The 17,822-nt window shown below is 70.2% G+C and carries 15 protein-coding genes; 8 read left to right on the forward strand and 7 right to left on the reverse strand.

Annotation, left to right across the window (positions count from 1 at the left end; all coding sequences use genetic code 11):
- Window positions 1-285 precede the first annotated feature (285 nt).
- Entirely contained in the window at window positions 286-2,265 is a 1,980-nt protein-coding gene (locus tag E1181_RS25905; RefSeq protein WP_132678675.1) for an APC family permease, read from the forward strand.
- Here the strand turns inward: E1181_RS25905 and E1181_RS25910 are convergent.
- Genes E1181_RS25910 through E1181_RS25925 form a run of 4 tightly spaced genes read right to left on the reverse strand, consistent with a single transcriptional unit; the run spans window position 2,258 to window position 6,352 of the window.
- Window positions 2,258-3,124, reverse strand: a complete 867-nt coding sequence (locus E1181_RS25910) for a fumarylacetoacetate hydrolase family protein (protein WP_132678677.1) — start codon at window positions 3,122-3,124, stop codon at window positions 2,258-2,260. The two genes, E1181_RS25905 and E1181_RS25910, sit on opposite strands and share 8 nt — an antisense overlap.
- Before the next feature lie 36 nt (window positions 3,125-3,160).
- Complete coding sequence (locus E1181_RS25915) at window positions 3,161-3,913, reverse strand: SDR family NAD(P)-dependent oxidoreductase (protein ID WP_165944755.1); 753 nt, start codon at window positions 3,911-3,913, stop codon at window positions 3,161-3,163.
- A 23-nt stretch (window positions 3,914-3,936) separates the two neighbouring features.
- Window positions 3,937-5,247, reverse strand: coding sequence for an MFS transporter (locus E1181_RS25920; protein ID WP_132678681.1), 1,311 nt, complete (start codon window positions 5,245-5,247; stop codon window positions 3,937-3,939).
- 16 nt (window positions 5,248-5,263) lie between these two features.
- Complete coding sequence (locus E1181_RS25925; RefSeq protein WP_132678683.1) at window positions 5,264-6,352, reverse strand: mandelate racemase/muconate lactonizing enzyme family protein; 1,089 nt, start codon at window positions 6,350-6,352, stop codon at window positions 5,264-5,266.
- A 173-nt stretch (window positions 6,353-6,525) separates the two neighbouring features.
- On the opposite strand from E1181_RS25925, the gene E1181_RS25930 reads away from it, so the two are divergent.
- Window positions 6,526-7,557, forward strand: a complete 1,032-nt coding sequence (locus E1181_RS25930; protein WP_207922318.1) for a LacI family DNA-binding transcriptional regulator — start codon at window positions 6,526-6,528, stop codon at window positions 7,555-7,557.
- Here E1181_RS25930 and E1181_RS25935 read toward each other — a convergent pair.
- The gene (locus E1181_RS25935; protein WP_207922319.1) at window positions 7,554-8,603 is read right to left on the reverse strand and encodes a LacI family DNA-binding transcriptional regulator; all 1,050 of its coding nucleotides are present in this window, start codon (window positions 8,601-8,603) and stop codon (window positions 7,554-7,556) included. The two genes, E1181_RS25930 and E1181_RS25935, sit on opposite strands and share 4 nt — an antisense overlap.
- A 269-nt stretch (window positions 8,604-8,872) precedes the next feature.
- Between E1181_RS25935 and E1181_RS25940 the strand changes: the two genes are divergently transcribed.
- The 3 genes from E1181_RS25940 (at window position 8,873) to E1181_RS25950 (ending at window position 12,626) form a co-directional block, all read left to right on the forward strand.
- Window positions 8,873-9,649 (forward strand): glucose 1-dehydrogenase, encoded by a 777-nt coding sequence (locus E1181_RS25940; protein ID WP_132678687.1) that lies wholly within the window; start codon window positions 8,873-8,875, stop codon window positions 9,647-9,649.
- 23 nt (window positions 9,650-9,672) lie between these two features.
- On the forward strand, window positions 9,673-11,127 hold the full coding sequence (locus tag E1181_RS25945) for an aldehyde dehydrogenase family protein (protein ID WP_132678689.1): 1,455 nt from the start codon (window positions 9,673-9,675) through the stop codon (window positions 11,125-11,127).
- A gap of 83 nt (window positions 11,128-11,210) precedes the next feature.
- Complete coding sequence (locus E1181_RS25950; RefSeq protein WP_132678691.1) at window positions 11,211-12,626, forward strand: sugar porter family MFS transporter; 1,416 nt, start codon at window positions 11,211-11,213, stop codon at window positions 12,624-12,626.
- Here the strand turns inward: E1181_RS25950 and E1181_RS25955 are convergent.
- Window positions 12,616-13,572 (reverse strand): LLM class flavin-dependent oxidoreductase, encoded by a 957-nt coding sequence (locus E1181_RS25955; RefSeq protein ID WP_408010672.1) that lies wholly within the window; start codon window positions 13,570-13,572, stop codon window positions 12,616-12,618. The two genes, E1181_RS25950 and E1181_RS25955, sit on opposite strands and share 11 nt — an antisense overlap.
- 64 nt (window positions 13,573-13,636) lie before the next feature.
- Entirely contained in the window at window positions 13,637-13,819 is a 183-nt protein-coding gene (locus tag E1181_RS25960) for a PspC domain-containing protein (protein WP_132678695.1), read from the reverse strand.
- Here E1181_RS25960 and E1181_RS31590 point away from each other — a divergent pair.
- From E1181_RS31590 to E1181_RS25975, 3 genes are all read left to right on the forward strand, one after another.
- Window positions 13,818-14,714: a hypothetical protein gene (locus E1181_RS31590; RefSeq protein ID WP_165944756.1), complete on the forward strand. Its 897-nt coding sequence runs from the start codon at window positions 13,818-13,820 to the stop codon at window positions 14,712-14,714. The two genes, E1181_RS25960 and E1181_RS31590, sit on opposite strands and share 2 nt — an antisense overlap.
- 137 nt (window positions 14,715-14,851) lie before the next feature.
- A complete protein-coding gene (locus tag E1181_RS25970; protein ID WP_207922320.1) occupies window positions 14,852-16,108 on the forward strand; it encodes an MFS transporter in 1,257 nt (418 codons plus the stop codon).
- 107 nt (window positions 16,109-16,215) lie between these two features.
- A complete protein-coding gene (locus tag E1181_RS25975; protein WP_132678696.1) occupies window positions 16,216-17,655 on the forward strand; it encodes an Nramp family divalent metal transporter in 1,440 nt (479 codons plus the stop codon).
- Window positions 17,656-17,822 lie beyond the last annotated feature (167 nt).

Consider the following 17,822-nt stretch of genomic DNA (forward strand, 5'->3'; position numbering starts at 1 on the left):
CCCCAAGAAACCCGGATTTCAGTGGAACTCCGACCCCCGATTTCAGTGGAACTCCGGTCCCGGGTTTCAGTGGAACTCCGGTCCCGGGTTTCAGTGGAAGTCCGGTCCCGGGTTTCAGTGGAAATCGAGTACCGGACTTCAGTGGGACTCGGGTCCCGATTTCAGTGGAAGTCGGGGTCGGGGTTTCAGTGGAAATCGGGAAGTTGAGTTCCGCTGAAATCCGGGAGACCACTCGTACGCAGTAGTTCGTCGGTGGGGCTGCGGAGGCGAACCTAGCCTGGGGCGATGGCCTCGTTTCGGCAGGTGGCGAAGCGTCTCGTGCTCGGACCTCCGGTGCGCAGCGACCGGATGGGCGAGACCCTGCTGCCCAAGCGGCTCGCGCTGCCGGTCTTCGCCAGCGACCCGCTGTCCTCGGTCACCTACGCCACCCAGGAGATCCTGCTGATCCTGTCGCTGGGCGGGTTGGCGGTGCTGCACCTGGCGCCGTGGGTGGGACTGGGCGTCGTGCTGCTGCTGGCGGTCGTGGTCGCCTCCTACCGCCAGGTGGTGCACGCCTACCCCAGCGGCGGCGGGTCCTACGAGGTCGCGGCCCGCAACCTCAGCCGGAATTCGAGCCTCGTGGTGGCCGCGGCGCTCATGGTGGACTACGTGATGACGGTGGCCGTCTCGGTCGCCGCGGGCGTGGACAACCTGGTGTCGGCGGTGCCCGCGCTCTACCCGTCGCGGGTGTGGGTGGCGGTGGGTGTTGTCGTGCTGCTGGTCGCGGTCAACCTGCGCGGCGCTCGCGAGTCGGGGCGCGCGTTCTCCGTCCCCACCTACTTGTTCGTGGTGTCGATGGGGCTGACGGTGGTGGTCGGGCTCGTGCAGGCGGCGGTCGGTCATCCGCCGGTGGCCGAGAGCGCCGGTTGGGGCATCCGGCCCGAGCAGACCGACCTGACCGGGATCGCCCTGCTGTTCCTGCTGCTGCGCGCCTTCGCTTCGGGGTGCACGGCGCTGGCCGGCGTCGAGGCGATCTCCAACGGGGTGCCCGCCTTCCGCCGCCCCAAGGAGCGCAACGCCGGGCGCACCATGCTGATCATGGGAGGGCTGGCGATCGGGCTGTTCAGCGGTGTCACCGCGCTCGCGGTGGTCGCCGGGGTGCGGGTGGCGGAGAACCCGTGCGACCTGATCGGGTTCCCCGGGGACTGCCGCAGCAGCGGTCAGCGAACCGTGATCGCGCAGCTGGCCGCAGCGGTGTTCGGCGACGGCGGCGTGATGTTCTACGTGGTGCAGGCGGCGGCCGCGCTGATCCTGGTGCTGGCGGCCAACACCGCGTTCAACGGCTTCCCGATGCTCGGCTCACTGCTCGCGCAGCGCCGCTACCTGCCGCGGCAGCTGCACACCCGCGGCGACCGGCTGGCGCACTCCAACGGCGTCATCGTGCTGGGCGTCGTCTCGGCGGTGTTGATCGCGTCCTTCGGCGGGTCGGTGACGGCGCTGATCCAGCTCTACATCGTCGGCGTCTTCGCGTCGTTCACGCTGTGCCAGCTGGGCATGGTGCGGCACTGGAACCACGAGCTGCGGCGAGGGGAGGGCGCCCGGGGGAGGATCCACCGGGCGCGGCTGATCAACGCGGTCGGCGCGGTGCTCACGGCCACCGTGCTGTGCGTCGTGCTGGCCACCAAGTTCACCCACGGCGCCTACCTCGTGGTGCTGGCGATCCCGCTGCTGTTCCTGCTGATGCGCGGAATCCACCGGCACTACCGGCAGGTTCGCCGCGAGCTGGAACCGGAGTCCGGGGAGCTGCCCTCACCGAGCCGGGTGCACGCCGTCGTCCTGGTGTCGGCGGTCCACAAACCGACGCTGCGGGCGCTGGCGTTCGCCCGCGCCACCCGGCCGGACACGCTCACCGCGCTGACCGTCGAGGTCGACGAGTCCGACACGCACCTGCTGCGCAGCGAGTGGGAACGCCTCGGCATCGACTTCCCGCTGGAGGTCGTGGAGTCGCCGTACCGGGAGATCACCCGACCGCTCGTGCACCGCATCAAGGAGCTCCGCCGTTCCGGACCGCGCGACCTGGTGTGCGTCTACATCCCGGATTACGTCGTCGGCCACTGGTGGGAGGGGCTGCTGCACAACCAGAGCGCCCTGCGGCTGACCTGGCGGCTGCGCTTCGAACCCGGTGTGGTCGTCGTCAGCGTCCCCTGGCAGCTCGACTCCAGCCACGGCCGCGACGTCGACCGAGAACACCAACCCCCAGGCCACGTCCGACGCGGCCTCAGCTGATGCGGTGCTCGGTGGTCCGGCAGCGGTTGACCAACCTGCCGACGCGCTCGACGTCGACCTCGACCACGTCGCCGTCGCGCAGCAGCAGCGGTGGCTGCCGGAAGATGCCCACGCCGCCGGGGGTTCCGGTGGCGATGACGTCGCCGGGATGCAGCGTCATCGCTCGCGAGCAGTAGGCGATGACCTCGGCGACGGAGTGGTGCATCACGGCGGTGTTGGCCTGCTGGACGACCTCCCCGTTGAGCAGGCAGCGGATCTCCAGCCGCTGCGGATCGCCCACTTCATCTGTGGTGACCAGCGCGGGCCCCATCGGGCAGAAGGTGTCCAGCGACTTGCCGCGAGACCACTGGAGGTCGGCGAACTGCAGGTCGCGGGCGCTGATGTCGTTGAGGCACGTGTACCCCAGCACGTGGTCCAGCGCCCGGTCGGCGCCGACGTGGCGCGCCGTGCTGCCGATGACCACGGCCAGCTCCGCCTCGTAGTCCACCTGGGTCGTGTAGGTCGGGTCCCAGACGACGTCGTCGCGGTGGCCGACGACCGAGGTGGTGGTCTTCAGGAACAGCGCGGGAGCCTCCGGCGCGTTCTGACCCTCCTCCTCGGCGTGCTCCCGGTAGTTGCGACCGACGCACAGCACGTTGGTGGGGCGGGGGAGCGGTGCGAGCAGGTCGACCTCGTCGATCGGCTTGCCGCCGGTCGGCCTCGCCGCCCGCAGGACGGCGAGGACGCGTTCCGGGGCGTCGAGCAGCTCGCGCATGGTCGTCGGCGCCTGCGCGTCGCAGTCGCGGGCCGCGACCACGTGCCCGTCGACGAGCAGGCCCAGCGCTTCGGTTCCGTTGTCCAGGTAGCTGACCAGGTGCACAGCGAACTTCCTTCTCTCGTGGTCGAAGAGCGGGTTTCAGACCGCGGTCATGCCGCCGTCCATGACGAACGCGCTGCCGTTGGCGAAGCGAGCACCGGCGAGGAAGGCGATCCCGTTCGCGATCTCCTCCGGGGTGCCCATCCGCCCGTCGAGCTGGCGGTCCTCCATCTGCCGACGCGCGGCCTCCGGGTCGGGGGAGTGGGAGAGGATCTTGTCGATCCACTCGCTGGCCACCGTGCCGGGGCAGATGGCGTTGGCGCGGATGCCCAGGTGCGCGTAGTCCGCCGCGATCGACCGGGTCAGCCCGATCACGCCCGCTTTGGAAGCGCAGTAGGCGGCGCGGTTGCGGACACCGACCAGCCCGGAAACCGATGCCACGTTGACGATCACGCCCGATCCGGCCTCGACCATCGACGGCAGCACCGCCCGGCAGGTGTGGAACAGAGCCGTCAGGTTGACGCCGAGCACGCGGTCCCAGTCGTTCGGATCCGTTTCGGTGACCGTGGCGGCCACGCCGATGCCCGCCACGTTCGCGAGCAGCGTCGGCGGAGCGGACCAGCGCTGCCGGGATTCCTCCAGCGCCGCTGCGAACGACGCCGCGTCGCGCACGTCGCAGGCCGCGGCGATCGACTCACCACCCCGGTCGCGCACCGACCTCGCCGCTCGCTGCGCGCCTTCCGCGTCGATGTCGATGGCCAGCACGCGGAACCCGTCCGCAGCCAGGGCCTGCGCCGTTGCGTACCCGATGCCGGAACCGGCTCCGGTGACGACGGCGATCTCAGACGACATGGTCTTCCCCTCCCGTGTGTCGGTCATGCGGTGGTGGGTTGCGGACGGCGGACCACCGCGAGTGCGAGCGCTCCCACCAGGGCCAGGCCGCCGGCGAGTCCGAAGGCCGCGGGCCAGGAGTCGAGGCGGTCGACGAGGAATCCGGTGGCGGCCGGGGCGACGATCGCCGCGAGGTTCGCGCAGAAGTGCACGAATCCGGTGACCGCGCCGAGACGAGCCGGGTGCACGCAGTCCTCGACCAGGGCGAAGAACTGGGCGTTGCTCAGGTAGAGCAGCAGCAGGGCGGCGGCCAGCAGAGCGACGGCCGAGAAGGTGCCGCCGACTGCGGCGACCGGCAGGCACAGCAGCGCACCGGCGCCGAGGCACACCACCGCCGACCACCGCCGCACCGCGAACGGCGCCTGCGTGCGGCGCGCGATGCGGTCGGACATGATGCCGCCGAGCGCGGTCCCGATCGCCCCCGCGATCCAGGGCAGCGCACCGGCCCACGCCAGGTTCTCCAGGTCGATGCCGTGCTCCTCGGTGAGGAAGACCGGGTACCACGACAGGAACATGAACAGCACCCAGCTGAACCCGAAGAAGGCGAAGGCGTTGGCGAGCACGGCGGGTTGGCGGAGGTAGTGGCGCACCGGCGGTGCCTCGTCCGTCTCCGGAGGTCGGGCGAGCACACCGGAGGTGATGTGCCGGATCTCGGTGTCGGTGATCAGCGGGTGCTGTTCCGGCCGGTCGCGCAGCACCGCGTACCAGGCGGCCGCGACGAGCACGCCGACACCGCCGAGCACCAGGAAGGGCATCTGCCAGGTGTGGCCCGACCACACCAGCAGCGCCGTCACGACCGGGGTCCCGATGGCCGCGCCGAGCGGGTTGGCGGCGAAGGACAGGCCCACCGCCGTCGCGTACTCCCGCTTGGGGAACCAGTTGGCCATGGTTCGCGCGGTCACCGCACCCTGGGGGCCTTCGCCGAGGCCGAACATGAGGCGCTGCACGACGAACGTGAGGACGTTGAAGCAGACGGCGGTCGCGGCCGTCCACAACGACCACCAGATGACCGAGCCCGCCATCACCCGCCGCGGCCCGTACCGATCGGACAGCGCGCCTCCGAGGAAGCACGCCGGCGCGTAGGTGAGCGCGAAGGCGCTCATGATCAGGCCCATCGTGGTCTGGCTGAACCCGAACTCGGCCATGATCAGCGGCGCGGCCACGCCGAGGGCGGCGCGGTCGCCGTAGTTGAGCACCAGCACACCGATGTTCGTGCCGAGCACGGCCCAGCGCATCCCGGGCAGGCCGCGGCGCGCGGTCGTCTCCGCGGGCTCGGCCGGTCTTGGTCTGGTCATGGTGGTCTCCCGGGCGTCAGGCGCGGAGGGCTTCGAGGCGGTCGAAGTCGAGGGTGACGCCGTGCCCGGGCAGCTCGGGAGCCACCGCGTGGCCGTCGTCGATGTGCAGGGGTTGGGCCAGGTAGGCGTCCAGGCCGAAGCCGTGGGCTTCCATGTAGGTGCGGTTGGGCGCGGCGGCGAGGGCGTGCACCGTGAGGTCGTGCACGCCGTGCGAGGTGACCGGCAGGTGGTGGGCCTCGGCCAGCGCGCAGATCTTGCGGAACACCGTGTAGCCGCCGCAGTTGCTGACGTCGGGCTCCGGGAACGAGACCGCGGACTCCGACATCGCCCGGTGGAACTCGTCGAGGGTGTGCAGGTTCTCGCCGGTGGCGACCGGAACCCCGCCCTCGTGGAGCACTCTCGCGTGTCCGGTGAAGTCCTCCGGAACCGTGGGTTCCTCGAGCCAGAACAGGTCCGAATCGGACAGCGCGCGGGCGGCGCGCACCGCCTGGTCGGCGGTCCACTTCATGTTGGCGTCGGCCATGAGCGGGAACGTCGATCCCAGGTGGTCGCGCATCGCGGCGACCCGCTCCACGTCCTCGGCCAGGTCCGCTCGTCCGACCTTCATCTTGATGGCGCGAAAGCCGTTGTCCTGGAACCGGTCCGCCTGCGCCAGCAGTTCCGGCAGCGGCAGCTCCAGGTCGATCCCGCCCGCGTAGACCGGGACTCGCGGGTCGTAACCGCCGAACAGCCGCCACAGCGGAAGCCCGGATCGCCGTCCCTTGAGGTCCCACAGCGCGATGTCCACCGCGGAGATCGCCGAGGTGACGTGGCCGCCGCGGCCGCCGTAGTGCAGCAACCACCACATGTCCTGCCAGCGGCGTTCGATCTCGTCGGCGTCGCGCCCGAGGAGCAGGTCCGCGAAGTAGTGCTGCACCATCGCGTGCACCGCCGCGCCGCCCGCGTGCACCGTGTAGGTGTAGCCGAGCCCTTCCGCGCCGTCGGCGTCGCGCACCCGCACCGTGATGAGCTCGAAGTCCACCATCTCGCCGTGGGTGCTGTCGGTGAGCGCCGAGGCGAGCGGAACCCGGTACAGGTCCGCCTGCACGGAATCGATCGTGGCCATTGCGACCCCTTCCCGCCGGAATGCGGAAATGCCTTGAGAAAACCGGTTTTCTCGATTCGAGACAGGTAACAGCTCGGAACCGGGCGGAGTCAACCGCCGCGGAGGGCTGCATCGCTTCAGAAAACCGGTTTTCTCCGTGCGACAATGGCGTCCCGAGACGAGCGGAGGTGCGGGTGGACCGGCGAACTCCCGAGGCCGCACGCGGGCGCGTGCGCCTCAGCGACGTCGCTGAGCTGGCCGGGGTGACCAAGTCGGTGGCCTCGCGCGTGCTCAACGACGATCCGACCTTGTCGGCGCGGGCCGAGACCCGCCGCCGGGTGGTGGCGGCCGCGCAGCGGCTGGGCTACCGCCCGCACGCGGGCGCCGTGGCCCTCTCGCAGGCGAGGGCGAAGGCGGTCGCGTTGCTGATCCCCGACCTGACCAACCCGGTGTACTCCAGGGTCATCCGCGGGGCCTACCGGCGAGCCCGGCAGCTCGGGTACGTGGTGTTGCTGGCCGAGGACACGCCCGAGACCGAGGCCGATGAGGCCTTCACCGATCTCGTCGGGTCGGGCCGGGTGGACGGGCTGCTCATCGCCTCGGCGCGTCCGGGACATCGGCTGCTGGACACCGCTGAACTGGCGCGCGTGCCGCACGTGTTCGTCAACCGCGCGGTCGACGGCTCCGGGCGCAACGTCACCGTCGACGTCGGCTCGGCGAGCGCGGCCGCCGCGCGCCACCTCGCCGAGCTCGGGCATCGCCGGATCGGCCACGTGGCTGGGCCTGTCGAGACCTCGTCGGGTCGTGACCGCGAGGCGGCGTTCCTCGCCGCGACCCACGAGCTGGGCCTGCCGGAGCCGGCCGTGGCTCGTGCCGAGTTCAGCGAGGCCGGGGGCGCTGAGGCGACGCGCCTGCTGCTGCGGGAGCCGGGACCGCTCACCGCGCTCTACGCCAGCACGTTGCCCCAGGCCGTGGGTGTGCTGCACGCGCTTCGCGAGCGGGGGCGTCGGGTTCCCGACGACGTATCCGTGATCACCTATGACGACCTGCCCTTCGCCGAGTACCAGGACCCGCCGCTGACCACGATCGCCATGCCGCTGCAGGAGCTCGGTGCCAGCGCGGTGGACGCGCTGCTGGCGCAGCTCGCGGGCGAGGCGCCGCACGACGTGGTCGTGCCGGGCGAGCCGGAGGTCGTGGAACGGGGCTCGACCGGCCCGCCGCGCTAGGCGCTCTCCCGCACGACCAGGCGGTGGGCGGTGGAGAACAGCTGGGGTGAGTCGTCGAGATCGCCGCGGAGCCTGCCCATCAGTCGGGTGACGGCGAGTTCGGCGATCTGTTCCTTGTCCGGCGCGATCGTGGTCAGCCGCGGGGTGCTGAACCGACCCTCCTCGACGTCGTCGAAACCCACCACCGCCACGTCATCGGGCACGGCGAGCCCGTGGTCGTGCAGGCAGCGGATCGCGCCCAGCGCCAGCGTGTCGTTGAAGGCGAAGATCGCGTCGAAGGGCGTGCCCGAGTCCAGCAGCCGTTGGGTGGCTCGCATGCCGTCGATGCGCTGGAACAGGCCTGCGGAGAGGACGAGGTCGTCGTCGACGTCCAGACCCGCTTCGGACAGGGCCTCGACATAACCGCGCTTCCGCAGTCCGGCCGGGCCCGCGTAGAACTCGTCCTCGCCGATCATGGCGATCCGCTCGCGTCCCCGGGACAGCAGGTGGCGGACGGCATCCCGACCGGCGGCGACGTTGTCCACCGCGATGTGGTCGACCTGCACGTCGTAGAAGCGCTCGCCGAGCAGCACCGTCGGGCGTCGCGCGGCGCAGTCGAGCAGCTCCTCCGGTTGCAGCGACAGCGGGCTCAGGATCAGGCCGTCGATCAGGTGCGCCCGGAACCCCGTGGCCACCAACCTCTCCTTGTCCTCGTCGCCGCCGGTCTGGTCGAGCAGGACGGTGTAGTCGAACCTCTCGGCGACTCGGTGCACCGCGGCCGCGAGCTCGGCGAAGTAGGGCAGTTCGATGTCGGGTATCGCCAGTGCGATGACGCCGGTCCGCCCCTGCTTGAGCAGGCGTGCGGCCGGGTTCGGTCGGTAGCCGAGCTCGGCGATGGCCTCCTCGACCCGTCGGCGGGTGCCGGCGGAGATGTGCGGACGGTCGTTGAGCACGTTGGAGACGGTCTTCGTCGACACGCCGGCCAGGCTCGCGACGTCCTTGAGGCTCAGGCCCGCCGTGCGCCGGGGGCCGGCGGAGTCGGGTGGCGGCGTGGCGGGGTCGGGCACTGGTGGGGCTCCTGTCTGCTGCGTCGGTTGCGGTGCCAGCGTACGACGCGTTTCGGTAATCGATGGAAAAAACTTCGTCCGCGAGTCTTGCGCGAGCCCCGTTTTCCATCGTTTACTGCCATGCCAACGGGACCCGTCACGGGCCCTGCGCACCACCCGGTCGCTCGGAGCGACCGCACGACAAGGCCTTTCAGGCGGCACGCCCGCCGGGTCACCGCACGTCTCCTACGCCTGTTCGACTCCGCTCGCGGTCATCGAAGGAGAAATCCATGCAGCTGCAGGACAAGGTCGCCATCATCACGGGAGCCGCATCCGGGATGGGCCGGGCCATGGCGCTCGGCTACGGCGCGGAAGGCGCCCACGTCATCGTCGCCGACCTCAACGAGGACGGAGCGACGGCCGTCGTCGACGAGATCGAGGCGGCCGGCGGCTCGGCGCAGAGCGCGCACCTCGACGTCGCCGACCCCGCGTCGAGCAAGGCCGTCGTGGACCAGGCGGTCGCTCAGCACGGCCGCCTGGACGTCCTGGTCAACAACGCAGGTGTCGGCCTGATCAAACCGGTGTGGGACACCACCCCGCAGGAGTGGGACCGGATCTTCTCGATCAACGTCAACGGCCTGTTCTTCGCCAGCCAGGCCGCGCTCGAACCGATGCGCGAGCAGCGCAGCGGCAAGATCGTCAACCTGGCCAGCATCGCCGGGCGCCGCGGTGAAGCCCTCGTCGCCGCCTACTGCGCCTCCAAGGCCGCGGTCATCTCGATCACGCAGTCGGTGGCGCTGGCCGCGGCTCCCCACGGCGTCAACGTCAACGCGATGGCGCCGGGCGTGGTGGACACGCCGTACTGGAAGGAGGTGGATCGCCAGTTCGGCGCGCTGCTGGGCAAGGAACCCGGCCGCCACTTCCAGGACGTCGCGGAGACGATCCCGCTGGGACGCGCGGAGAGGCCCGAGGACGTCGTCCCGCTCGCGGTCTTCCTCGCAGGCCCGGGATCGGACTACATCACCGGCCAGACCTACAACGTCGACGGCGGCATCGTCACGTCCTGAACCCGAGCAGCGAGAGGTGCACCATGAACTTCCCACTCCTGCCCGGAAAGCCCGCGATCTTCGTCGCAGGGCAGTGGATCTCCGCTTCCGGGACCCGACCCGTGCTCAACCCCGCGACCGCCGAAGTCGTCACCGAGGTCGCCGAGGCCGGCCCGGAGGAGGGCGAGGACGCCCTGCTGGCCGCGCACCGCACCCAACGGAGCTGGGCACGCCGCAGCAGCGTCGAGCGCGGTGAGGTGCTGCGCGCGGTGGCCGACGCGATCCGCGAGAACCAGGAGGAGCTCGCGCGCATCGTGGTCACCGAGCAGGGCAAGACCATCGGTGAGGCGCGCGGCGAGATCGGTGGCGCTGCAACCTGGTTCGACTACTACGCCACCTACGACCGCCGATCCTCCGGCACCGTGCTGCCCTCCGAACGCCCGAACGAACAGCTGCTGATCCGCGATGAGCCCTGCGGTGTGGTCACCGCGATCACCCCGTGGAACTTCCCCGCCGCGCTGTTCGCGCGCAAGGTCGCTCCAGCGATCATGGCCGGGAACGCGGTGGTCCTCAAACCGCACGAGGACACCCCGCTCTCGGCGTTGGCGTTGGCCGGGATCTGCGCCGGAGCGGGTGTTCCGGACGGCGTGGTCAACGTGATCACCGGTTCCGGCCCCACGCTCGGCGATGCGCTGGTGCGCAGCCCGCGGAGCGACCTCGTCACGGTGACCGGTTCGACTCGGGCGGGCAAGGAGATCCTCGCCGCCGCAGCGGCGACCGTCACTCCCGTTTCCCTCGAACTGGGCGGCAAAGCGCCGTTCATCGTCCTCGACGACGCCGACCTCGATCGGGCGGTGACCGATGCTGCGGCCGCCCGGTTGTGGAACTGCGGTCAGGTCTGCACCTGCAACGAGCGCACCTACGTGCACCGCGAGATCTACGACGAGTTCGTCTCCCGGCTCGTCGAGGAGATGAGCCGCGTGGTTCCGGCCGATCCGATGTCCGAAACCAGCCGCCTGGGCCCGAAGGTCAGCGAAGCCGAGTGGCGCAAGGTGCGCGACTACCTGGACCGCGCGGTGGCCGCAGGAGGCGAGATCGCTTGCGGCGGAGGCCGTCCCGACGGAGCGGAGTTCGAGCGGGGCCACTGGTTCGAACCGACCGTGGTGACCGGGCTCGGCAACGACGCCGAGATCGTGCGCGACGAGGTCTTCGGCCCGGTGCTGCCGGTGATCCCCGTCGACGACTACGAGCAGGCCGTCGACCTGGCCAACGACACCGACTACGGGCTGACCGCCTACGTCTACACCGGTGCTCTGAGCACCGCGATGCGCGCCGTCGACGACCTCTCCTTCGGCGAGGTTTACGTCAACAGGGTCGGTCCCGAGCAGCTCCACGCCTTCCACGGCGGCTGGAATCTCTCCGGGATGGGAGGCGACGACGGCGAGCACGGGTACCGGCGCTACCTCCGGCACAAGACCGTCTACCTCGGCCACGACTGAGATCCGCCGCTCGACGGCACCCACCCCGCCCGCGCCGCAGGCGTGCTGGCTCCAACGCCGCAGCCAGAAAGGACCCCCTCGTCATGCCACCGACCGAGTCAAGACCCGCCCCCACCTGGAACCCGATCATCTACGTCATCGCCGCCATCTCCGCACTGGGCGGCCTGCTGTTCGGCTACGACACCGGCATCATCTCCAGCGCGCTGCTGCTGATCAGCGATGAGTTCGCGCTCAGCGCCCAGATGAAGGAACTCGTCACCAGCATGATCCTCGTCGGCGCCATCGTCGGCGCGCTGCTGACCGGTGGCCTGGCCGACCGGATCGGCCGTCGCCGGGTGCTGTTCGCCGTGGCGGCCGTGTTCGCCCTCGGCGCGGTCGCGGCCGCCTTCGCGCCGGACGTCCCGTCGCTGATCCTGGCGCGCTTCGTGCTCGGCCTGTCGGTCGGCGGTGCGTCGGGAATGGTGCCCGTCTACATCGCCGAGCTGGCACCGGCCCGGATCCGCGGCGGGCTGATGGTCTTCTTCCAGCTGATGGTCGCCGTCGGCCAGCTCATCTCCTACCTGGTCGGATACGGGCTGGCCGACCACGGTGGCTGGCGCTGGATGTTCGCCTTGGCCGCCCTGCCGGCCGTCGTGCTCTACCTCGGGATGCTCTTCCTGCCGGAAAGCCCGCGCTGGCTGATCAAGCACGGGCGGCTCGATGACGCGCGCGGGGTGCTCCGGCGCGTGCGCGGCCAGCAGACCGACATCGAGTCCGAACTCGCCGAGATCCAGGAGGTCGAAAGCCGGGAGGGCGGTGGCGGCTGGCGGGAGCTGCGGCGCCCTCGGGTCCGCCCGGCGTTGCTCGTCGGTCTGGGCATCGCGATGTTCTCGCAGCTCACCGGGATCAACGCGATGGTGTACTACGCGCCGACGATGCTGTCCGAAGCCGGCTTCGGCGATGCATCGGCCATGCTGACCGGCGTCGGCGTGGGCATCGCCCTGGTCGTCTCGGCCGGGCTGGGAACGCTGCTGGTCGATCGGATCGGCCGCCGGAAGATCCTGCTGTGGTTGCTACCCGGCTCGGCGGCGAGCATGGCGGTGCTGGCCCTCGCGTTCGTGCCTGCGCAGCTGTCCACCTCGACGCAGTGGTTGGTCGTGGTGGGGCTCATCGCCTACATCGCCTTCAACGGCGGGAGCATCCAGGTCGTAGTCTGGCTCATCGGGCCCGAGGTGTTCCCGCTGAGCGTGCGCGGGCTGGCGATGAGCCTGGCCTCGGTGACGGTGTGGGCGTTCGACCTGCTCATCGCGCTGACCGCGTTGAGCACGATCGAGGTGATCGGTCGAACGGGCCTGTTCGCCACCTACGCCGTCATGAACGTCGCGTGCTGGGTGTTCGTCTACCACCTGGTGCCGGAGACCAAGGGCCGCGGCTTGGAGGAGATCGAACGAGCCCTGCAGGGCCCCGGGCGCTTCCGCGACAACCTCGAATCCCTCGGGACGGCGTCGGTCACCCGATGAGGGACGCGAGGAGGCGGTAGGAGCGGAGGCGGTCGTCGGGGTCGTGGGCTGTGGTGGTGACCAGCAGTTCGTCGGCGGCCGTCTCGGCGACCAGGTCCTTCACGGCGACCGCGACCTCGTCGGGCGTGCCGTAGGTGTGGCCCTGCATGGCGCGGGTGAAGTGGGTGCGCTCCCGGTCGGTCATGTCGCGGGCGAGGATCCGGTCCGGGTCGTCCAGGGGTGGGAACTCGCCCCTGGTGCGCGACCAGACGCCGGCCCAGGCCTCGGGGACGAGCAGGCGGCGGGCGGCTTCGGTGGTGTCGGCGACCGCGATGGAGCGGGCGACGACCACGTAGGGCTCAGCCGTGCGGCGTGAGGGGCGGAAGTTCTGCCGGTACTCGTCGATCGTGCGCAGCATCTTCTGCTCGCCGAGCGGGGAGGCGATGACCAGCGGCAGGCCGAGCTCGGCGGCGCTGGTGGCGTTGCGGGTGGCCAGCACGAACACCGGCAGGTCGAGCCCTTCGGCGGGCACCGCGTGCACGCCGGCGACTCCGCCGTCGAGGTAGGCCAGCAGCTCGGTGAGCTGCTCGGTGAAGCGGTTCGCGTCCTCGGCGCCGAGCGCCTTGCGGATACCGCCGGTGAACCCCAGCGACCGCCCCAGCCCGACGTCGATGCGGTCGCCGAACAGCGAACCCAGCACGCCGAACTGCTCGGCGACCACCAGCGGCTGGTGGTTGGGCAGCATGACACCGCCGGTTCCCACCCTGATCCGGCTGGTGGCGGCGGCGACCGCCGAGGCCAGCACGGTCGGGGCGGCTCCGGCAACGCCGGGCACGCCGTGGTGCTCGGCGACCCAGATCCGGTGGTAGCCGAGCCGCTCGACCTCCTGCGCGAAGCGCACGGTCTGCAGCAGCGCCTCCTGGGCGCTACCGCCGACCGGGATGTGCGAGCGGTCCAGCACTGACAGACGAGGACTCACCCCGGGTACAACGCCGTCCGGGCGCAGAGATTCCGGACGGCGCGTGTGACCCTCAGCGGGCCTTCGGCAGCAGGATCCACAGCAGGATGTAGAGGATGAACTGCGGGCCTGGCAGAACGCAGGAGATCACGAAAGCCAGCCGCACCAGGAACACGGGCAGGCCGAACCGGTGGGCGAGGCCCGCGCACACGCCGGCGATCATCTTTCCGTTGCGAGGACGCTCCAATGCCGTCATGGCTCCAGCCTGCCCGCGCGCGGACGATCTCGCCAACGCGAATCTCGCGCGCGGACTCCGCTGGTGGCACGTTGAGGTCGTGGACCTGCGACAAGTGGCTCGCGAACTGCGCACCGGCGACCCGGTGGAATTCGTCACCGCCCGGGACGCGGCGGCCGCGCGCGCCCGCGAGTCCGGCGACGCCCAGCTGGCCGATCGGATCAAGAAGCTGCGCAAACCCACCACGGCGGCCTGGGCGGTGAACCTGCTGGCCGACCGCGAACCGGGCGAGCTGCGCGCCCTGCACGACCTCGGCGAGCGGCTGCGCAACGCCCAGCGCGAACTGCGCGGCGACGAGCTCCGCGACCTGGCCGCCGAACGCACCCGCCTGCTCGACCGCCTCACCGCCCGAGCGGTCGAGCTGGCCGCCGAACGCGGGTACGAGCTCGCCCAAGCCGGACGCGAGCAGATCTCGCGAACGCTCACGGCCGCGCTCTCCGACCCCGAGGCCGCGGCCGAAGTCCAGGAGGCGACGCTGACCAAGCCCCTGGAGTACAGCGGCTTCGGCCTCGACGACCTCGCCGCAGCAGCCATCCGCAGGCAGTCCACCGCCCAGAAACCCCGAGCGAAGCGGCCCGCGAAGAGCAGCGAGGACACCGGTGAGGCGAAGCTGCTGGAACTGCGGCACCGGCTGCGGGACACCGAAGAGCAACTCGACGCCGCGAGCGAAACCCTCCAGCGCGCCGAAGCCGCGTGCGAGGAGGCGCAGGAGCGTTGCGAACGCCTCCGCGAGGAGCTCGCCGACGCCGATGCGGAGCTGCGCGACCGGCGCCGCGACCTCAAAGCAGCGCGTCAGGAGCACGAGCGAGCGGTGAAGGCCAAGGACTCCGCCTCGAAAGCCCTGGACGATCGGTGACCGAAACACCCGAGTTCGGGTCCCTTTTGTCCGATCATCGCGGGAAAGGCCTGACCACCGCCTGAAAAGTGCTCTCCGGTGCGGCGTTCGGGAACCTATGGTCGCGCCGCTGGACAACGTCGTCCTGGAGGTGGGTCTTGGGAGCACCAGCCGGAATCCGGCGGATGCGGATCGTGCTGATGGTGATGCTGCTGCTCATCGGCATCGTCAACTACATCGACCGCAGCACGCTGGCCATCGCCAACCACAGCGTGCAACATGATTTCGGCATCGGTCCGACCGAGATGGGCTTGCTGCTCTCGGTGTTCTCCTGGGCCTACGCCTTCGCCCAGCTCCCGGCCGGTGGGCTGCTCGACCGATTCGGAACGCGGCGGGTGCTCGGTGGCGGACTGCTGCTGTGGTCGGTCGCGCAGGCGTTCTGCGGCCTGGCCGCGAACTTCAAGCAGATGCTGTTCGGCAGGATGTTCCTCGGCCTCGGTGAAGCTCCGGCGTTTCCCGGAGGGGCCAAGGTGGTCTCCGAGTGGTGGCCGCGCGAGTCGCGGGGACTCCCGGTCGGCTTGTTCAACGCCGCCTCCACCATCGCACCCGCCATCGCCCCACCCCTGCTGACCTGGTTGATGCTGTCCTACGGGTGGCGGACGATGTTCGTCATCGCCGGTGTGGTCGGCATCGTGCTCGCGCTGATCTGGTTCGCCGTCCACCGGGACCGGAGGCAGGTCGAGGCCGAGGACGAGCCGGAGCCCGTGTCGATCAAGGAGTGGGCCGGGCTCCTGCGCCATCGGACGACCTGGGGCATGGTGCTGGGCTTCTCCGGCGTCATCTACTCGATCTACCTGTACCTGACGTGGCTTCCCGCCTACCTGGAGAGCGAGCGCGGGCTGAGCGTTGCCGACACCGGGATCGCGCTGGTCGTGCCCTACCTGGCCGGAACGCTGGGCATGCTCGCCGGCGGAGCTTTCGGCGATCTCCTGGTGCGCCGGGGCGTTCCGACGATGGCCGCGCGAAAGATCCCGATCTGCACGGGTCTTGTCGTCGGCGGTCTCTGCACGATCCCCGTGGCGCTGACCCCGAGCACCACGCTGGCGCTGGTGTGCATCTCGCTGGCCCAGTTCTTCATGAACTCCGCGAGCGCGGGCGCCTGGTCGTTGGCGGCCACCGCGGGCAGCGCGCGGATCACCGCGTCGCTGGGCAGCCTGCAGAACTTCGGCGGCTACTTCGGCGGCGCCTTCGCCCCGCTGATCACCGGCATCATCGTCGATGAGACGGGTTCGTTCGTGCTGGCACTGCTGGCGGCCAGCGGGATCGCGATCGTCGCAGCGCTCAGCTACGCCTTCCTCGTCGGAAAACCGGTCGGGCAGGCGCCGACACCGGTCGAGACCCCGACCCAGCGGTGACGGAGGGTGTAGGCGACAGAAGTATTACTTTTCCGCGTGGTTGTTGTTCGGGCGCTTACCTTGGCCCTTCCTCAGGACAAGGACAACCACGAGCAAGGGTACCGACGATGGCAGATCGCAAAGAAGCGAGCCCGCTGAGCCCGGAGAGGGCGTTCCCCGACAAGCACATCCCGCGGCCGCAGGTGCGCGACCTGCCGGCGCCGCCGCGCAACCAGTGGCGGCTGATCGGCCCGGGCATCGTCGCGGCCGGCGTCGGCCTGGCCACCGGTGAGTTCATCCTCTTCCCCTACATCACCTCCCAGGTCGGGCTGACCTTCGTGTGGGCAGCGCTGCTGGGCCTGGTCACGCAGTACTTCCTGAACATGGAGATCGAGCGCTACACCCTGGCCACCGGCGAGACCGCGGTGACCGGCTTCAGCCGGCTGTGGAAGCACTGGGGCCTGGTCTTCGCGATCATGGCCCTCTTCGCCAACCTGTGGCCCGCGTGGGCGACGAGTTCGGCGACGCTGATCACCTACGCGATCGGCGGTGACAAGTCCCTGGTGGCGGTGGGAATCCTGCTGCTGGTGGGGCTGATCCTCACGCTGGCGCCGGCGGTCTACACCGCGCTGGAGCGCGCGGAGATGCTCAAGGTCGCGGCGATCGTGCTGCTCATCGCGATCGGCGCGCTGTTCGTGATCGGCGCCGAGACCTGGCAGGCGCTGCCCACCGTGGTCACGCAGCCCGGTTTTCCCGCCGCAGAGCTGGGTTTCGCAGTGCTGATGGGTGCTCTGGCGTTCGCCGGTGCCGGTGGCGGGCAGAACCTCGTGCAGAGCAACTGGATTCGGGACAAGGGCTTCGGGATGGGCCACTACGTGCCGAAGATCGTCTCCCCGCTGACCGGGGAGACCGAGGCCCGCGGGCAGGCCGGGTTCATCTTCCCGGCCACCGACGAGAACATGGACCGTTGGAAGGCCTGGTGGCGCTTCGCCAACAAGGAACAGCTGATGACCTTCGTGCTCATCACGTTCCTGTCCATCATGTTCATGTCGCTGCTGGCCTACGGCACCGTGTTCGGCCACCCCGGGCTGGAGAACGACGTGTCGTTCCTGCGCATCCAGGGCGAGAAGATGTCGGCCATGGCCGGCGGCTGGTTCGGCTACTTCTTCTGGATCGTGGGCGCGTTCTCGCTGTTCGCGGCGGCTTTGGGCATCGTCGACTACACCTGCCGGCTCGCCGCGGACGTGCTCAAGACGAGTTACTTCCCGGATGCCTCCGAGAGCAAGGTCTACGCGATCCTGGTCTGGTCGCTGTGCGCCACCGGCATGGTCGTCATCGCCGTCGGCATGGGGCAGCCGCTGCTGCTGGCCATCATCTCGGCCTGCACCAACGGCGTCATGATGTTCATCTACTCCGGCCTGCTGATCGCCATCAACCGCAAGATGCTGCCCGCCCAGATCCGCGTCTCCGGCGTCCGCCTCGGCGCGCTGGTCTGGTCGATCATCCTCTTCGGCGTGATGGCGATCCTGACCGTCCACCAGCAGGTCGACAAGCTGCTCGGAGGCTGACCGCGAGCGGCGGAAGCCTCCGGCCGCTGGGACCGGAGGCTCCGCCGCGCGGGGTTTCGAATGCTCCACGTGCCAGCGCGGAGCGCCCGCCAGCACCTCCAGGATAGCGCTCTCACCTGCGGTGATGGCCAGCTTCGCGAGGATGGGGTGGTCGGGACTTCGCACCT

The organism is Saccharopolyspora terrae (assembly GCF_004348435.1).
In the GTDB taxonomy this organism is placed as follows: domain Bacteria; phylum Actinomycetota; class Actinomycetes; order Mycobacteriales; family Pseudonocardiaceae; genus Saccharopolyspora; species Saccharopolyspora endophytica.